Consider the following 17,419-nt stretch of genomic DNA (forward strand, 5'->3'; position numbering starts at 1 on the left):
GGAGATACGTTGCAGCGCTTACAGGATCGAGTCGCGGTCGTCACCGGCGGCGGCAGTGGTATCGGACTCGCCACCGCCAAGCGTTTCGCCCAGGAGGGCGCGAAAGTCGTGGTCGCCGATATCGATGCCACCTCCGGTGAGGCCGCCGCGGCCGAGGTCGGCGGGTTGTACGTGAAGGTCGATGTCACCGACGAGGAGCAGGTGCGGGCGCTGTTCCAGACGGCGGTGGACACCTACGGCGGGCTAGATATCGCCTTCAACAATGCGGGAATCTCACCGCCGGAGGATGATTCGATTCTCACCACCGGGTTGGACGCCTGGCGGCGGGTGCAGGAGGTCAATCTGACCTCGGTGTACCTGTGCAGCAAGTACGCGATCGAGCATATGCTCGAGCGCGGTAAGGGTTCGGTCATCAATACCGCGTCGTTCGTGGCGGTGATGGGTGCGGCGACCTCGCAGATCTCCTACACCGCGTCCAAGGGCGGCGTGCTGTCGATGAGCCGAGAGCTCGGAGTTCAGTTCGCCCGCCAGGGAATCCGGGTCAATGCGCTGTGCCCCGGCCCGGTGAACACCCCGCTGCTGCAGGAGCTGTTCGCCAAGGATCCCGAGCGCGCGGCCCGGCGGCTGGTGCATATTCCGACGGGCCGGTTCGCCGAACCGGAGGAGATCGCCGCGGCCGTCGCCTTCCTGGCCAGCGACGATTCCTCCTTCATCACCGCCGCGCAGTTCCTGGTCGACGGTGGTATCTCCGGGGCGTATGTGACCCCGCTGTAGGCCCTACGCGCCGACGGGGGTTTCGGCCCCCGGCGGCTCGTCCACGGTGCGCTTGGGTCCGGCGAACCAGCGCCGGGCCGAGGCGAACCACCAGATCGCGATGGCACCGACCACGCCGAACAAGGCGATCGGCGCGTAATTCACCGAGTTCCAGGTGAATTCGGCATTCCACGGATATCCGCGATCATCCATAGGCAGGATGAACAGCAGGCTGATGAACACGATCCAGATCAACGCGATCACACCGATCGGGCGATGCCAGCGGCCGAGTTGCCAGGGCCCGTTCTGGAATCGGCTGCCGTGCCGCAGCCGCAGCAGCACCGGAATGCCGTAGGCGATATACAGCCCGATGGTGGCGACCGAGGTCGCCGCGGCGTACGCGGTCGGCGCGTTCTCGGCGGGCACCAGCATCGACGGAATCAACAGCATGAACGCGAACACCGAGACGAACAGCACCGCGTTCACCGGCACCTTGCGCGCCGACAACTTGGACCACAGCGCCGAACCGGGCACCGCGCCATCGCGGGCGAAGGCGAACAGCATGCGCGAGGCCGCGGTGACCGAGGCGTAGCCGCAGAACAACTGGGCGACGGCGGCGATGATCAGCAGCAATCCGGACCAGAACGAGCTGAGCGAGTTCTCCAGGATATAGATCACCGGATAACCGCTGTTCTTGGTCGGATCGAGGGCGTCATCGAGGTTGGGGATCGCGAAGGTCACCGCCATGATCAGCAGATATCCGGCGACCGCCGAGACGATGATCGTATTGATGATCCCCTTGGCCGCCATCCGCGAGGCGTCATGCGTCTCCTCGGACATATGCGCCGAGGCGTCGTACCCGGTGAAGGTGTACTGCGCGTGCAACAGTCCGAGCAGGAAGCTGAAGGCCACGCCGCCGAATCCCACCGAGGAATTGTCCACGGTCTGGGTGAAGACGAAGCTCACGCTCTGATGGTGTTCGGCACCGATCCCGAGCACCAGGACGAAGATGGCCACACCACCCACATGCCACCAGGCCGAAATATTGTTGATGACCGCCGACAGGTGCGGGCCGATGGCATTGAGCACCGCGTGCAGAATCAGAATCGCGGCGAACACCAAAAAGATTGCGGTGCGGTCGGTTCCGATGTCCACGCCGATCACATTGAGCACCACGGTGGTGAAGATCGCAGCGCCGTAATCGATCGCGGCCGTCACCGCGATCTGCCCGATCAGATTGAACCACCCGGTGAACCAGCCCCAGATGGGCCCGCCCAACTCCGAAGCCCACCAATACAATCCACCGGAGGTCGGGTAGGCCGACGCCAATTCGGCCATGGCCAGCCCCACGAACAGCACCATGATCGAGACCAGCGGCCAGCCCCACGCCATGGTGATCGGCCCACCGTTGGAGAGCCCGATCCCATAACTCGCCAGACCACCGGTCAGAATCGACACAATCGTGAAACTGATGGCGAAGTTCGAGAATCCCGACCAGGATCGGGCCAGTTCCTGTTTATAGCCGAGCTCGGCCAGCCGTCGTTCGTCATCGGATGGGGACTGGTTAACGCTCATTCGCACTCCCGCGTGAAAACGCCGCCCTCACACGGCGTTTGCCAGGGCCTCAGTGTGAAGTAGAGATGTGTCGCCCGCAGCCCATTGCGCGTAAATCAGTGGTTACCCATGGTTACGCGCGATTCCTGCCGCCATCGCGGCGCGGATATCGTGCGTATCGACGATCTTTCGCCGTATCGACCCGGACGCGCGGTGATCGATCGTACGATCGGCGGACGGACCGGACGTCCGTTCAGTCAATGTTGCCGGGGTGATCGCCATGCCTGCCGTGGTATTGGAAGCCGAAGGGCTGGTCAAACGGTACGGCGGCGTGGAAGCGTTGCGGGGAGCCAACTTTCAGGTATGCGCCGGTGAGGTAGTGGCGCTCATCGGGGATAACGGGGCGGGCAAATCCACGCTGGTGAAATGCCTTTCGGGGGCCGAACAGCCCGATGGCGGGCGGATCCTGCTCGATGGCGAGCCGGTGCGGATGGCCTCGCCCACCGCCGCGCGGCGACCCGGGGTGGAGACCGTCTATCAGGATCTGGCCGTGGCACCCGATCTCGATCCGGCGGGGACTGTCGGGCAGACTCGGAATGCTCGATCGCAAGGCCATGAGAACGCAAGCGGCGGAGCACTTCCAGCGGCTCGGGGTGGTATTGCCGCGCGCCGATATCCCGATCGGATCGCTCTCGGGCGGGCAGCGGCAGACTGTGGCGGTGGCGCGGGCGGTGATGTGGGCCAGCAAAGTGGTGTTCATGGACGAGCCCACCGCCGCGCTCGGGGTCGTACAGCGCGAGCGGGTGCTCGATGTCATTCGACGCGTGCGCGATCAGGGGATCTCGGTGGTGCTGATCAGCCACAATATGCCCGAGGTGCGGGCGGTGGCCGATCGGATCGAGGTATTGCGCCTGGGGCGGCGGGTGGCCCGGTTCACCTCCGATGCCACCACAGGGCGTAGACCAAGCCGCGGCGGCCATCGAAGGCAGGCCGACCACCCGCAACATCCAAACCGACATGATCGCCCTGACCCAGGACAACATGTCCACCAACGAGCCGTACTTCTACAAGTCCAAGTGCTGACTCGATTCTCGTGGGGTGTCGGACTTTCAAAGCTTCCCAAGGCAATTCATTCGTGATGCAATGAAAGATGGGAAGGCCCTTATGAGTCAGTGTGGCGTGATGCTGTGCGATAACCCCGGGGATTCGGCCGACTATTACGGCGTCGGTTCGGGTGATCTGTGTATTCCCTTTGCGCGCGTACGTGATTCGACCTGGGGTTACGTTTTCGGGGATTGCTGGGACGGCCAGGAACAGGGCGGGAACTACCTCGGATCCCCGATCATGCTGGACCAGGACAGCTTCGACAGCGCGGGCGCGAGCGCCATCGCTTTCACCTGGGCGGAGCCGAAGCCGCAGGCGTCGAGGCTGTTCGACTACGCCGACCACGCCGACAACGGGTACGGCTATGAGGTCTCGCGCATTCCGAACGACTGCGTCGAGTACAACGGCCGGACCTTCATTCAGTACACGTCGGTCGACACCTGGGTCCGTCCCCACTCGTTCAGCGACGGCTCACGATTCGCGGGCATCGCGTACTCCGACGACTACGGGGACACCTGGGCGGACTTCGCCACCCAGTGGGACGGGGACCGGCGCGGCAACAACGGCTCGGTGTACATGATGTGGACCTTCGCGGGCATCGATACCGACGCGGACAAGATCTACATCTTCAGCAAGCCCTGGAACGGCAGCCATAACTACAACGGCGACAACGCACGAATCATCCTGTTCCGCATGAGTCTTGCCGACTTCTACGACGGGGACTTCTCGAACGTGGAGAACTGGCACTACGGCTCGGGGACGTGGAGCTGGTGCGGCGACCTCCCGGCCACCCCGCTCTTCGCCCCCGGCAACAACCTCGGCGAACTGTCGGTCAAGAAGATCGGCTCCACCTGGGTGATGAGCTACTTCGACTGCACGGACCGCAGTATCAAGACCCGCACCGCGGCCGCGGTGGACGGCATCTGGTCCGACGAGAAGATTCAGGTGGTGCACAACAAACTCTGGCCGCCCAGCCACTGGGGCAAGCCACAACAGCGGTACCCCTATGGCGGGTACATCCATCCCGGCTCCGCGAGCACCTCGAACCTGTGCCTGATCGTCAGCCAGTGGAACGGCACGCTGGGAGCCCGGCCCTACACCGCGACACAGTGGACCGGGCTTACCGCACAGCCGGATTGACAGCGCGAGGTCCAGTTATGGTTCCGGGGTGATCTCGGTGGGCAGGACCAGGATCGGCTTGATGGTCGCGCCGGTGTGGGCGTCATGCATGGCGGCGTTGACTTCGGCGAAGGGGTACTGGCGGGAGATGCGCTCGATCGGGAACTTGCCTGAACGATGCCATTCGATCAGCTGCGGAATGAATTCCTGTGGGTCGCAAGTACCTTCGATACAACCGCGGACGGCCTTGCCATTGCCGGTGAGGTGACCGATCTCGAAATCCATCGACGCCTCACCGAGCCCGACCAGCACCAGGGTGCCGCGCGGAGCCAGGGCCAGTAGCGCGTTGGCGATCACCGGATTGGCGGCGGTGGTGTCCAGGGCGAAGTTCGCACCACCGTCGGTGGCGGCCCGCACCTGCGCCACCACATCCTCGGCCGCACCGTCGATGACCGTGGACGCACCGAGTTCCTTTGCCACCGCCAGCCTTTCGGCGGACAGGTCGACGGCGACCACATTCTCCACACCCAGCGCCCGCGCGGCCATCAGCGCGGACATGCCCACACCACCGGCGCCGAAGATGACGATCGACTCGTGCGGCTGCGGGCGCATCACATTGGCGACCGCGCCCGCACCGGTCTGCACACCACAACCGAACGGCGCGCTCGCGACCAGATCCACCTCATCGTCGACCACGACCACACTGCGCCGCGACACCAGCACATGCGAGGCGAAGCTCGACTGCCCGAAGAACGCGCCCATGACCCGCTCACCGTCCTGGCTCAGCGGTGAGGTGAAATCGGCCCGCCCGCCGGAAGTGTTCAGCATGACGAAGTTCTCGCAGTACGACGGCGTACCGGTGGTGCACGGACGGCACTCACCACAGCTGTTGTAGGTCAGCAGCACATGATCGCCGACCTTGACATCGGTGACCTCGGACCCGACCCGCTCGACAATGCCCGCACCCTCATGCCCCAGCACAATGGGGAGCTCGGCCGGGAAGACGCTCTTGGTGACCAGATCCGTATGGCAGACGCCGGTCGCGACAATGCGCACCACGACCTCATGGGCGCGCGGGTCCTCCAGCGTGATGGCTTCGAGCGCGAGGGGCGCCTGCGCTCCACGCGCGACCGCGGCAGTGATGTCCATCCGGACGGCTCCTTCCCAAAGTCGGCGAAGAGAGTCTCACGCCGATCCCAAGCACCCTAGGGCGCGGCGGGCCACAAATCTAGAACGTGTTTCACTCAGGGGGGCGGCGTCTTGCCGACGGAGCGCGCATACTCATTCCCATCACCTTCGCCGCACCCGAAGGAGTTCGATGGAACTCACGGACCGCATCTGCATTGTCGGCGCAGGTCAGAGCGGAATCATGGCGGCCGCGCGACTACGCGAGCTGGGATTCACGAATATCGACATCCTGGAGGCCGGTCCGGAGCCGGGCGGTTACTGCCAGACCGCCGAAATCGACGGCGCGACATACGATTTCCAGGCCCACCTGGTGATACAGCAGGACTTCGGCGAGGATATCGAGGGCACCGCCATCCACGAGCTGCTCACTCGGCATCCGGTCGAACTGCAAACCGAGGCACTGTATTTCGTATCCAGGGACGACTCCGGCAAGCCGCGGATGGCCGTTCCACCGCATTTCGTCCCATTGTTCCAGCTGTTGACCCCGGAGCAGGCCGCCGATCAACTCGCGCAGGCGTGGACGATTATCGAGCGGGCGATCCGGGAGAGTCGCGGCCCCGGCATGCACGGGCTCGTCTTCGATCGCGTCCCGGGCGAGACCTGGGAGACCTACCGTGCCCGGCACGCTCCGCTGGTCGGTGAGTTGCTGCAGGGGCTGACGCTGTACGCGAATATGCGACGGCCACGCCAGCCCGCGGAGACCGTCATCAATATCAACGCCCATATCTCCGGACACGTTTCGCAGCTGGCGAAGATGATCCTTTCGCTGTATCCGGCACAGCGCGAGGCATTGCTGGCGCGGATGCCGCACTCATTACTGGCACAGATGAGTTCGCGCAGACCGGTCACGATGAGTCTGCGACAGGGCTTCATCAGCCTGCTGCGGCGGATGATCGCCGATCACGATTTGAACATCCGGGTCGGCACCAGGGTGACCTCGATCGAACCCGTTGCGCCGGAGGGGGTTCGAGTCGGCTACACGACCGCCGAAGGCACCGGCGCGGCCACCTATGCACGGGTCATCGTCACGGCCCGCCCCGCGCAGATCCGAGATATCTTCCCCACCGGTGAGATTCACGACCTGTTCGGCGAGGGGAATTGCCCGCGCGCCTGGACCCGCAGCTATCTCGTCAAGGTCGCGGACGAGATCATCGGCTTCCCGCGCAAACCCAACTCCCCCGAGCCCCTCGGCTTCTGGGTGATCGACCCCTACGGCAGCTATACCGACACCGATCCCGAACAGGCCATGCACCGCATCACCGCGGTCAATAAGCAGCATCCCGGACCGTACTGGGTCTGCTTCAGCAACTCCGATCTCTCCATCTCGGACGCGCAAGCCTGGAACCTCGCCAGGGAGAGCCTGTTCCTGTTCGACGACCCCGAGCTGATTACCGAAACCATCGCCGAATGGCCCGCGTACCCGAGCGCCGCCGCCATTCGCGACGGCTGGTTCGACCGCATCGCGACGATCCAGGGCCGGGACGGCATCTGGTTCACCGGTGAGATCCTCTCCGGCCCCACCGCCGAATGCATCAGCGCCTTCGCCCGCGCGGTGATCCCGGCGTGGTTCGGCCCCGGAAACCGACCGTGCGCCCATGCCCGCCCCACCGCATAATCAGGGCGTGTCCGACTCGCCCAGGCCCGGCCGCATCGCCGCTCCCGTCCTGCTCATCCTGTCGATCGCACTCGGCGTCACGGCGTGGCTGATGATCCGACAGGGCACCTATGTGCTGCACGATATCCCCTGGACCTGTGACAGCGAAGGCTGCGGCACCAATGACGCCCGGGTGGCGTTCCTGGTCGTCGGTGGCTTCCTCGCCTTCGGCCTGGCCGGTACCGCCTGGTCCATCCTGCACATGACGGGCGTCGGAATCGCCTTCGCCCTGGGCTCGTTCGCGACGGTCAGCGGCTGGCGCAGAGCCACCGCCGCGGGCCTCGAACCCGCCGCGGTCAACTCCACCGCGGCCACCATCTGGACCATCGCCGGCTGGCTCGGCATAGCGGTCACCGCCCTGGCCCTGCGCTACGAACTGAAGGTCACCGGCACCCTGGATCGAATCCTCGGACGCCCCCGCGTACCCGCCCGACTGACCGAATTCGAGGTCGTCGACGATGCGGGCACCGCCCTGATCACCTTCACCGACACCGAGGGACTCACCCACACCCGCAGAATCCCCGCCGCCCAATCCTGGCTGGACCTGCCCGTGCACGCCCACTACCACCGCGACGACCCCACCCGGGTCCGCCTCGCCCTGCCTTGGTACCGCCCCCTGCGCGGTGACGGCGCGAGCGAGGACGACACCGTCGCCGATGAACTCGAACGCGTCACCGCCCTCTACGCCAAGGGCCATCTCAGCGCCGCCGAATTCCAGCGCGCGAAATCCCGAATCCTCGAGAAACCCTGAGCCGCAGCCTGACTCGGTTACTGGCGGGAGAAGAGGCCGCGGCTGCCGCCGGGGTTCGCGCAGGCGCAGCGCTGCGCGACAGGCACATCGCCGAGTACCTCCTCGACATGCTCGCCGCAGCCCTGGAAGGAGGGCTTACCGCAGGCCTGACAGACAATTCGCTGGCACACATGAACTCCTATTGGCGTCGTGAATGACCGAAATACCTACAAGGGGTATTCCCTGGCAGTCTACGGTCAGTGTCCGACAGGGAATCGGGTGCTCCCGGTGTCGGCGCCCGGAATGACCGGAAGTATGAGGGCCGAGGGGTGCTCGGCATCGTGATAGATGGTCTGGGTGGCGAGTTGGCTGTTGGCGGTCGTGCCGAAGGGTTCGCCGGTATTGGGGTTGGGAGCGAACTGCGGGAAGTCGCTGCTGGAGACCTCGACGCGAATCCGATATCCCGCCTTGACCAGGTAGGACGTGGGCCAGATAGCGATGTTGTACGGATAGGCGCGGCCGGGTTCGATCGGTGCGGGATGCTCGAGCGAATCACGGAAGGCGGCGCGGATGATGCCGCTGTTGAGATTGACCGTACTGCCGTCGGGTGCCAGCGCGACCAGCTTGGCGGTGAAGTCGGTATCGGGTGCGGTGGAGGCGGCCCAGAGCCGCATGCGGACCGGACCGGTGATCTCGGTATCGGTGGCCATCGGATCGGTTGTATAGGTGAGCACATCCGAGCGCTGCTCGACCACGAACTGGTCGACCGGTCCCTGCGGTCCGGTACCGGTGCCACAGCACGAATGCCCACCTGCGCTGGGGACCGGATTGGCGGGGTCGTAGTCGTAGCTGTCCGGCGGTTGGGCGTCTTTGGGTTGATCGGTGCCGAGATGGCCGGTGCGGCCGTGTATTCCATTTCCGCCCGCGCCGGAGAGGTAGTAGGTGGTCCATCGGGTGTCCGGTAGCGGCCACGCGGTGGCGGTCTTCCAGCGATTCGCGCCCATGACGAAGTAGTCGACGATGGGCTTGCCGGATACGTTGTCGCCCTTGCCTTTCAGGAAGTGATCGAACCACGCCAGCATGAGTTCGTTGATCGGGCTGTCCCCGGCCGCGCCCGCGGTGGCCATCAGCGGGGTACCGGTGGCGGAATCGGCTCTGCCCCAACCGGTGTGATCCCACGGCCCGATCACCAGCCGCTGATTCTCCCGTGCGGCGGGTGTGCCGCCGTCGGCCACCATACCGGTGAAGTTCTCCACCCCGCCCGCGAGAAACGCGTCGTACCAGCCCTCTATGTCCAACACCGGGACCTGCACTCGCGCGTACCGATCGCGAATACTTCACGGCTTCCAGTAGTCGTCACGCGTCGGGTGGCGTTCCCGCCGATGCATCCGGAGAATCCGGCGGTCGCGTCCTGGTACTTCGATTGGCCGTGATCACACCGCTCGTCGATCAGGGGCAGGCACTGGTCGATCACGCACCGGATCAACTGCATCATCTGCAGGACAAGTATCCGGTGGTGCGTTCGGCCGCGGAGCGATTCCATCTGGAGGACAAGCTCAGACAGGGAATCGGAAGTTACAGTGGGGAAATCGCCCACGGACTGATCGGCGCGGGCCGAATCGTCTTCGGCGTCTTGACAAGTACGGTCATCGTCGTCGTCCTGACCGCGTACTTCTCGGCGAACTTTCCGAGTCTGCGGGCGAATCTGTATCGACTCTTCCCCGCCGCGCGCCGGCCACGCGCCATCCTGATCGGTGATGCCATCTTCGTGAAGGTCGGCGGCTATGTACTGGGAAATCTGCTGATCTCCGTCATCACCGGCGTGCTGACTTTCGTCTGGCTCGAGATCTGGGGTGTGCCTTTCCCGCTCGCGCTCGCGGTGCTGGTGGCCGTGCTGGATCTGATTCCGATGGTCGGCTCCACCTTGGCGGGCATTGTGATCGCGCTGGTGGCACTGACGGTTTCGATGCCGGTCTGTCTGACCACCCTCGGCTTCTTCATCGTGCTGCGACTGCTCGAGGACTATCTGCTCGCCCCGCACATCATGGGCCGCACCGTCAAAGTGCCCGGGGTGGTCACGGTGATCGCCGTACTCATCGGCGGTTCACTGCTGGGCGTGCTCGGCGCACTGCTCGCCATTCCCATTGCCGCGGCGATCCTGTTGCTCGTCGAGGAGACCCTGTTTCCGCGCCTGGATCAGAGTCCACCCGGTTCAGAGCTGTAACCGGCACGGGGGCTCAGTTCGATGGCACCGGGTGTCCGGCGAGGAAGTCCGCGAGGTACGCGCTGACCGATGCGGGTTGCTCCAGGGTGCTGCTATGACCGCATGATTCGATCAAGGCCAGGCGCGATCCCGGTATGCGGGCGATGATTTCGCGAGCACGGGCAGGTGGGGTGGCGATATCGTCGGCCCCGACCAGCACGAGGGTGGGCAGGGTGATGGCGGCCAGTTCGAGTTCGACCGAAGGGCGATCCGCGACGCCGAGGACGGCTTTGCGCAGTGCGGCCCGATCGAGACGGCTCAGCCGGGCGGACCAGTCCCGCAGCATCGGACGCGCCGCGGGGTCGGCGCGGAAGACCGGGCCGAACATATGCGGCAGGACCTGACCGCGGACCGCTCGGAAACCGAGCAGTCGCACCGCGAGGGCGAGCCGCTTGTACTCGCCGATCTTCGCCGAATCCTCCTGGGCCGCACTGGTATCGAGCAGGGTCAGTGAGCTGAGCAGTTCAGGATGCCGGGCCGCGAGACGCAGGCCGATGAATCCGCCCATGGACAGCCCCACATAGTGCACGGGTGCCAGGCGTAGCTCGCCGATCATTCCGGCCACGTCCGCGGTGAGTGTGTCCATATCGTAGCCGTCGGCGGTGGCAGGGGTATCGCCCTGACCACGCCAGTCGATGGTCACGCAGCGATAGCGCTGCCGCAGCGCCGCGATCTGCGGATCGAACATCCAGCCGCCGAACAGCAGCCCGTGCCCGAAGACGATGGTCTCGGCCCGGGGCCTGCCGTCCGGAATTCCGGTGTCGGAGTAGGCGATCGGAACGCCATTGACGGAAACGGTCGGCATGGGTGGACTCCTCGGTCAGACCGTGACGATGAGTTGTTCGGGACCGCGTACATTGATGCGGCCGTTCCAGCGCACGTCCTCGACCACGGCGTCCGGGAAGCGCCGGACGAATTCGGTGAACGCCACCCGCCCCTGCACCCGCACCAGCGCCGCGCCCAGGCAGTGATGCGCGCCCGCGCCGAACGAGCCGTGCTGTGCCGCGATCGGCCGATCGATCCGCACCCGGTCCGCATCCGATCCCCAGAATTCGGTGTCTCGATTCGCGGCCGCCAGCGCGCCCAAAACCCAACTGCCGGAGGGAATCTCGACCGCACCGACGGTCAGGGGCGCGATCGTGATGCGACGCATCAGATGCACGGGGGTGTCGTAGCGCAGCAGTTCGTCGACCGCGTTGACCGCCAGCGCGGGCTCGGCGCGCAGCCGCGCGGCCTGTTCGGGATACCGCAGCAGCGCGAGCAGCCCACCGCCGAGGTGATTGACCGTGGTCTCATGCCCGGCCACGTAGAGCAGCATGACCTGGGCGATCAATTCGTCCTCGGTCAGTACATCGCCCTCGTGCTCGGCCCCGATCAACGCGGTCAGCAGATCGTCGCCGGGGTGCGCGCGTTTCCACCGCACCAACTCCGCCACCAGCTCGAGCAGTTCGGTGTTCGCGGCCCGAATCCGCACCTGCAGGCCCGGATCGGCCAGCGGTTCCAAGGCGAGCACCAGCGTTCCGGTGAGTTCACGCAGCCGGGCGTGTTCCAGTACCGGAATGCCGAGCAGTTCGGAGATGATCGTGAACGGCAGCGGAAAGGCCAGTTCGGCGACGATATCCGCGCGCCCCAGCTCGGCGATGCGCGCGAGCGCGGCCCGCACCATCTCCTGAATGCGCGGTTGCCAATCCTCGACGGCCCGCCGGGTGAACGCCTTGGCGACCAGGCGGCGCAGACGGGTGTGGTCCGGCGGATCCTGATCCAGCATGGATTGCCCGCCCATGATCCGGTTCGCCTTGCCGAGCGTGCCGCTATCGCTCTTCCACGCGGGCAGCCGGGTCAGATGCACCTCGTCGACCGAGTGTGAAGACCGTTGCAGCGCGGCAACATCCGCGTACCTGGACAGGATCCAGAAGCCGAGCGGATGCTCGTACACCGGGCCGTGCGCGCGCAACCGCGCGTAATGCGGATACGGGTCCTCGGCGAAGCCGGGCGCGAACGGGTCGAAGGCGAAGTCCGGCACTGTCAGCCCAGCTTCACATTGCGCATGGTGACCAGCGCTGTGGCACAGAGGGTTTCGCCGTCACCCTCGACCGAGTACACGTCGGCGGCGGCCGAGGTGATGAGCGCACCCGGTTTGAGCACCCGCCCGCGCGCGATCACCCGCTCCCCCTTGGCCGGAGCCAGGATCTTCACCGTGTAGTCGATGGTCATGTTCACCCACCCCGGTTGCAACAGCGTGCCCGCGGCCGAGCCCGCCGCGAAATCCGCGAGTGATCCGAGCACACCGCCCTGGAAGAACCCATTGTGCTGGGTGAGTTCGGTCCGGAACGGCTGCACGATCTCGGCCTCGCCGGGCGCGATCCGGGCGAATTCGAAGCCCAGGTGCCGGGCCGCGGGCATGCTCAGCACCGCACCCGTCACGGCCGCGGCGAAATCCGGATTCGGTGCCTGCCAGGTCTGCATATCAGCTCCTCGATGCTCGGGTGTGGTCGTCGGCGGCCGAGGTCCATACCTCGAACTCACCGGCCAGATAACGGTTTCGGGCGGCGGATCGCATGATCTTGCCGCTGCTTGTGCGCTGCACCTGCCCCGGTGCGGCGAGTACGACATCGGCGAGCGCGAGTTCGTGCTCGGCGGTCACCGCCGCTTTGATCGCGCCGGTGATGTCGGCGGGATCGCCCTCGGCGTCGCGCCGAATCTCCTGCACGAGAACGAGTCTCTCGCCGCCGGGCGCGTCGATCGCGAACGCGGCGCACGCACCGGCCCGCAAGGCCGGATGCGCGGTCTGCGCCGTGTGCTCGATGTCCTGCGGATAGTAGTTGCGCCCGCGAATGACAACGAGATCCTTCACCCGGCCGACCACATACAGTTCACCGTCGACCAAGAGGCCCAGATCACCGGTGCGCAGGAAGCCGTCGGACCGGAAGCTCGCCGCCGTGGCGGTCTCGTTCCGCCAATACCCCTGCGCGATATGGTTTCCCGCCACCCAGATCTCACCGACCCGATCCGGCGGACAGCTCACGCCGGTGTCCGGGTCGACAATGCGCACCTGTTCCCCGGCGAGGACCTGTCCGGAGCCGACCAGGGTCTTGGTCCTGCCGCCGACGGCATACCTGCGCTCGCCGAGCGCGTCCGAGTCCAGCTCGAGTAGACGCGGCCCACGGCCCACCGGACTCCCGGCGACCAGCAGCGTCGCCTCGGCCAGGCCGTAGCACGGATACCAAGCGCCCGCGCTGAAGCCATATGCGGCAAAGGTTTCCGTGAACGCCCGCAAGGTGCCGGGCCGGATCGGCTCCGCGCCGTTGAACGCCACCCGCCAGCTGCTCAGGTCCAATTCGGGTAGCGGCCCGGCGGCGGCCCGCCGCACGCAGGCGTCGAAGGCGAAGTTCGGTCCGCCGCTGGTATGCGCGCGATAGCGGCTGATGGTCGACAACCACAGCAGTGGACGCCGAATGAACGCCGTAGGTGACATGAGAACGCTCGTCGCACCGACGTACAACGGCTGCAACACATTTCCGATCAGACCCTGATCGTGGAAGAACGGAGCCCACCCGACCACGGTGGAGTCGCGATCATGGCCGAAGCCCTGCCGGATCATCTCCTCGTTGGCCATCAGATTGCCGTGCGTGACCATGACGCCCTTGGGCGCGGAGGTGGAGCCGGAGGTGTATTGCAGGAAGGCCAGATCGTCCACGGTTCGGGCCACCGGTTCGAATTCCACTCCGGCGGTGGACATTCCGTCGACCGCGAGCCAATGTGGTGCGGCGCAGTAGGGCCCCAGCACCGTCCGCAACGGCGCGAGGAACATGTCCAGGCTCAATACGGCGACCGGAACGCAGTCCCGCACGATCGATACGGTCGCCTCCTGTACGCGTGCGCGGCGCGGCGGATGCACCGGAACCGCGATCACACCGGCGTACAGACAGCCGAACCAGGCGACGATGAACTCCGGGCACTGCGGAAACACCAGCAGCGCGCGATCGCCCGGCGCACACCGTGTTTCGAGCTCGGCGGCGACGGACAGCGCGCGGGCGTGCAGTTCGCCGTAGGTCAGGGTCGAGGTCTCCGCGCCGTTGTCGTCGAGAAAGATGTACGCGGTGCGGTCGGTCTCTTGCACCGCACGGCGGCGCAGAATGTCGGGAAGCAGTGTGGGCTGGCGCATCTCGGATTCCTTTACCGCACGGCCTCGGCCATGAGCACGACGATCGCCGCCCGATGCCGATGGTGGAAGAGGTGATCGCCCGCGAATTCGTGCAGGACGAACGGGCCGCCGGTCAACTCCCGCCAGGCGGTGATCTCGGCGGCGTCGACGATCGGATCGGCGGTGCCGTGGAAGGCGGTGATCGGACACTCCAGCCGGGGTTCGGACAGATGCCGGTACTCCTCGGACAGCTCCAGATCCGACCGGGTCAAGCGCAGCGCGTACCGCAGGAACGAGGCACTGCGTCCCGCATCGCCCCAGGCGTTCATGGCGGCCAGCGCGGCGGCGAAATCGGGGTCCGGCAGGCGATGGATCTGTTGCCGGGTCGCCGCCAGATGTGGTGCGCGACGGCCGGAGACAAACAGGTGCAGCACCGGCGTACCGGCGGCGGCCAGCGCCCGGGCCAATTCGTAGGCCACCAGCGCGCCCATACTGTGCCCGTAGACGGCCAGCGGTGTCCGGTCCAGCGCGGACAGTTCGGCCAGCAGTCCGTCCACCGCATCCGGGACGCGTCGCAGCGCGGGTTCCGACGCCGCGTCCTCCCGGCCCGGCAATTGGACTCGTACGGGGGCGATCCACGCCGGGAACAACTCCACCCAGCGATTGAACGAGGAGGCTCCCGCACCCGCGTGCGGCAGGCAGATCAATCGCAATACGGCATCGGAGTCGCTGTACCGCAACCAGTTTCGATGTCCGGGACGGGTGGCGGTCACGCGGCGGCCCGAATCTCGACCGGCAGTGCGCGCAACCCCCGGACGATGAAACTATGGTCCTGCCACTCGAATTCATCGACCAGCGGGGTCAGGTCGACCGTCCGCAGCTGTGCGAACGCGACACCCGCGACGAGCTCGGCCAGTTGCCCGCCGAGACATCCGTGCATGCCGTGACCGAATGCCAGCTGGCTCGAGGTGTCCCGGGTGAGATCGAATCGGTCGGGGTCGGGAAATACCTCGGGATCGCGATTGGCCGCTCCCAGGCACACCAGCACCTGATCGCCCGCCCGGATCACCCGCCCGCCGATCTCGACATCCTTGGTGGCCAGGCGCTTTGTCAATTGCAACGGACTGTCATAGCGCAGCGCCTCCACCACGGCGGTCCCGACGGTATCCGGATCCTGTCGTAGCAACGCCGCCTGATCCGGATACCGCAGCAGCGCGAGCGTGCCATTGCCGATGAGGGATTTGGTGGTCTCATTGCCCGCGACGAAGCACATGACGCAGACGAAGATCAGTTCCTCATCGCTGAGCGCGTCGCCGCCCGTGGTCCGCACCGCGCGCAGACGGCTGATCAGATCAGTTCCCGGGCGTCGCCGCCGCTCGGCCAGCACCTCGCCGAGCGCGGTAGCGAACTCCTCCACGACCTCACGCACCCGCGCGAAATCGGCCGCCTTCATCAGCCCGGGTTCGAGCAGGAAACGAATATCGTGCGTCCACGGGCCGACCCTGGCGCGCAACTCCTCGGGCAGCGCCATCCATTCGCACAACACCGAAATCGGCAGCGGGGCGGCGAAATCGGCGATCAGATCCAGACTGCCCGCCGCACGGGCCCGGCTCAGCAGCCGCGTCGCGGCGGTGCTCGCCACCGGCCGCAGCTCGGCCACCGCGGCCGCGGTGAACACCCGGTTCACCAGTCCGCGCAGGCGCGCGTGATCGGGGTTGTCGGTGAATACCAGCGACTTTCGGCCCAGTCGTTCGATACGCGCGACGTGGCCCTGGCCGAGCCGCTCGGCCTGCGCGCTCACCAATTCCGGAATCAGTCCGGCGCTGAAGGAGCGATCCAGTAGCACCGTCCGGACATCGGCATGCCGGGTCAGCACCCACATGCCGAGCGTCTTGTGCACCGGGGCGACCGTGCGCAGTTCCCGGTACATCGGGTAGGGGTCGCACCGGAATTCGGCGCTGAACGGATTGAACCGGATACGCGGGCGGGCCGGTTCGGACGCCTGCACGGTCATGACGCTCGATCACCCCGCGCGCCGAAGAGTTCGGTCCGGTACGGCCGCAGCACCAGGCGGTACAGGGTCAGCTTGCCCATCCGGAAACCCATTGCCGACAGCTTGAGGTAGCGCTCATATCGGGCGACGGCCTCCGCGCCGACCAGTTCGGTGGCGGCGGCACGTTCGGACCGCAGTCGGCGCGCCCACTCCGCGCAGGTCCACGCGTAGTCGAGGCGGCCATTGGTGACCGCGCAGACCTCGAACAGGCCCTGCGCCGCCGCCGTGATCTCGGCCAGGGTGGGCAGTTCGGCGTCGGGGAAGATCTGCTGGGTCATGAACGAGTTCGCCTGGGCGGGATGCATATTCGCGTAGGCGATGGTTTGCAGGGAGAGCGCGCCGTCCGGGGTCAGCCAGTCCCGGCAGCGGGTGAGGAATTCGCGGTAGACGCCGATCTTCTGTTCGGGCGAATCATCGGGCCTGGCGAAGTGTTCGAACGCGCCGACGGAGATGATGCCGTCGAATCGCTCCCGCGGCCGATAGTCCAACCAGTCCTGGACTCGCACCTCGACACCCGGATACCGCTGTGCCTGAACATATTCCGCCTGTTCGGCGCTGAGCGTCAGCCCCACCGAGCGGCCGACGCCGCGTTCGGCGAGCCCGTTCAGTATCGCGCCCCAGCCGCAGCCGATATCCAGCACCGACCGCGCCCGGTCCGCCTCGACCGCGTCCAGATGATGGCGCAGTTTGTGCGCCTGCGCGATTTCCAGTGTGTCGTCTGCGTTTTGCCGCAGCGCGCAGGAGTAGCTCAGGGTCGGGTCCAGCCACAGTCGATAGAACTCGTTGCCGATGTCGTAGTGATGGCGGATGGCCGCGGCCGCGGCGGCGGTGCGCTCGGCATCGATCGTGGCCACCGC

Annotated in this window: 15 protein-coding genes and 3 pseudogenes; 7 read left to right on the top strand and 11 right to left on the bottom strand. The window is 66.1% G+C overall.

The annotated features are described in order from the left end of the window. Positions 1 to 9 precede the first annotated feature (9 nt). Positions 10 to 774: a 3-oxoacyl-ACP reductase gene (locus OHB26_RS35715; protein ID WP_330181666.1), complete on the top strand. Its 765-nt coding sequence runs from the start codon at positions 10 to 12 to the stop codon at positions 772 to 774. Positions 775 to 777: 3 nt separating this feature from the next. On the opposite strand, the gene OHB26_RS35720 is transcribed toward OHB26_RS35715, so the two are convergent. Then, the gene (locus OHB26_RS35720; RefSeq protein ID WP_330181667.1) at positions 778 to 2,328 is read right to left on the bottom strand and encodes an amino acid permease; all 1,551 of its coding nucleotides are present in this window, start codon (positions 2,326 to 2,328) and stop codon (positions 778 to 780) included. A 259-nt stretch (positions 2,329 to 2,587) separates the two neighbouring features. Here OHB26_RS35720 and OHB26_RS35725 point away from each other — a divergent pair. The 3 genes and pseudogenes from OHB26_RS35725 to OHB26_RS35735 form a co-directional block, all read left to right on the top strand. After that, positions 2,588 to 2,824 (top strand): annotated as a pseudogene (locus OHB26_RS35725) (ATP-binding cassette domain-containing protein); the annotation flags it as partial. Positions 2,825 to 2,903: 79 nt separating this feature from the next. Beyond that, complete coding sequence (locus tag OHB26_RS35730) at positions 2,904 to 3,446, top strand: ATP-binding cassette domain-containing protein (protein WP_330181668.1); 543 nt, start codon at positions 2,904 to 2,906, stop codon at positions 3,444 to 3,446. A 43-nt stretch (positions 3,447 to 3,489) separates the two neighbouring features. After that, on the top strand, positions 3,490 to 4,551 hold the full coding sequence (locus tag OHB26_RS35735) for a DUF4185 domain-containing protein (RefSeq protein ID WP_330181669.1): 1,062 nt from the start codon (positions 3,490 to 3,492) through the stop codon (positions 4,549 to 4,551). 15 nt (positions 4,552 to 4,566) lie between these two features. Here the strand turns inward: OHB26_RS35735 and OHB26_RS35740 are convergent, their stop codons facing one another. Further along, positions 4,567 to 5,679 (bottom strand): NAD(P)-dependent alcohol dehydrogenase, encoded by a 1,113-nt coding sequence (locus OHB26_RS35740; protein ID WP_330181670.1) that lies wholly within the window; start codon positions 5,677 to 5,679, stop codon positions 4,567 to 4,569. A 169-nt stretch (positions 5,680 to 5,848) separates the two neighbouring features. Here OHB26_RS35740 and OHB26_RS35745 point away from each other — a divergent pair, with 169 nt between their 5' ends. After that, on the top strand, positions 5,849 to 7,333 hold the full coding sequence (locus OHB26_RS35745; RefSeq protein ID WP_330181671.1) for an FAD-dependent oxidoreductase: 1,485 nt from the start codon (positions 5,849 to 5,851) through the stop codon (positions 7,331 to 7,333). 7 nt (positions 7,334 to 7,340) lie between these two features. Then, a complete protein-coding gene (locus OHB26_RS35750) occupies positions 7,341 to 8,123 on the top strand; it encodes an SHOCT domain-containing protein (RefSeq protein ID WP_330181672.1) in 783 nt (260 codons plus the stop codon). 17 nt (positions 8,124 to 8,140) lie between these two features. Here OHB26_RS35750 and OHB26_RS35755 read toward each other — a convergent pair whose 3' ends face one another. Next, on the bottom strand, positions 8,141 to 8,293 hold the full coding sequence (locus tag OHB26_RS35755; RefSeq protein WP_330181673.1) for a hypothetical protein: 153 nt from the start codon (positions 8,291 to 8,293) through the stop codon (positions 8,141 to 8,143). A gap of 66 nt (positions 8,294 to 8,359) precedes the next feature. Beyond that, positions 8,360 to 9,475: pseudogene (locus tag OHB26_RS35760) on the bottom strand (CocE/NonD family hydrolase); the annotation flags it as partial. A gap of 53 nt (positions 9,476 to 9,528) precedes the next feature. Between OHB26_RS35760 and OHB26_RS35765 the strand changes: the two are divergent. Continuing rightward, positions 9,529 to 10,326 (top strand): annotated as a pseudogene (locus OHB26_RS35765) (AI-2E family transporter); the annotation flags it as partial. A gap of 13 nt (positions 10,327 to 10,339) precedes the next feature. Here the strand turns inward: OHB26_RS35765 and OHB26_RS35770 are convergent. From OHB26_RS35770 to OHB26_RS35800, 7 genes are read right to left on the bottom strand one after another with little or no spacing between them, the layout of a single operon-like run. Further along, positions 10,340 to 11,170 carry an alpha/beta fold hydrolase gene (locus tag OHB26_RS35770; protein ID WP_330181674.1) on the bottom strand — a complete coding sequence of 277 codons (831 nt, stop codon included), beginning with the start codon at positions 11,168 to 11,170 and terminating at the stop codon, positions 10,340 to 10,342. A gap of 15 nt (positions 11,171 to 11,185) precedes the next feature. Next, positions 11,186 to 12,388 (bottom strand): cytochrome P450, encoded by a 1,203-nt coding sequence (locus tag OHB26_RS35775; RefSeq protein WP_330181675.1) that lies wholly within the window; start codon positions 12,386 to 12,388, stop codon positions 11,186 to 11,188. 2 nt (positions 12,389 to 12,390) lie between these two features. Next, the gene (locus OHB26_RS35780) at positions 12,391 to 12,831 is read right to left on the bottom strand and encodes a PaaI family thioesterase (RefSeq protein ID WP_330181676.1); all 441 of its coding nucleotides are present in this window, start codon (positions 12,829 to 12,831) and stop codon (positions 12,391 to 12,393) included. Between the two features lies 1 nt (position 12,832). Further along, entirely contained in the window at positions 12,833 to 14,530 is a 1,698-nt protein-coding gene (locus tag OHB26_RS35785) for a fatty acyl-AMP ligase (RefSeq protein WP_330181677.1), read from the bottom strand. 11 nt (positions 14,531 to 14,541) lie between these two features. Continuing rightward, on the bottom strand, positions 14,542 to 15,282 hold the full coding sequence (locus OHB26_RS35790; RefSeq protein ID WP_330181678.1) for a thioesterase II family protein: 741 nt from the start codon (positions 15,280 to 15,282) through the stop codon (positions 14,542 to 14,544). After that, a complete protein-coding gene (locus tag OHB26_RS35795) occupies positions 15,279 to 16,523 on the bottom strand; it encodes a cytochrome P450 (RefSeq protein ID WP_330181679.1) in 1,245 nt (414 codons plus the stop codon). The genes OHB26_RS35790 and OHB26_RS35795 overlap by 4 nt, the downstream gene beginning before the upstream one ends. Next, entirely contained in the window at positions 16,520 to 17,416 is an 897-nt protein-coding gene (locus OHB26_RS35800) for a cyclopropane-fatty-acyl-phospholipid synthase family protein (RefSeq protein ID WP_330181680.1), read from the bottom strand. The genes OHB26_RS35795 and OHB26_RS35800 overlap by 4 nt, the downstream gene beginning before the upstream one ends. Positions 17,417 to 17,419: the final 3 nt, after the last annotated feature.

This window comes from Nocardia sp. NBC_01503 (assembly GCF_036327755.1).
Classification (GTDB): Bacteria; Actinomycetota; Actinomycetes; order Mycobacteriales; family Mycobacteriaceae; genus Nocardia.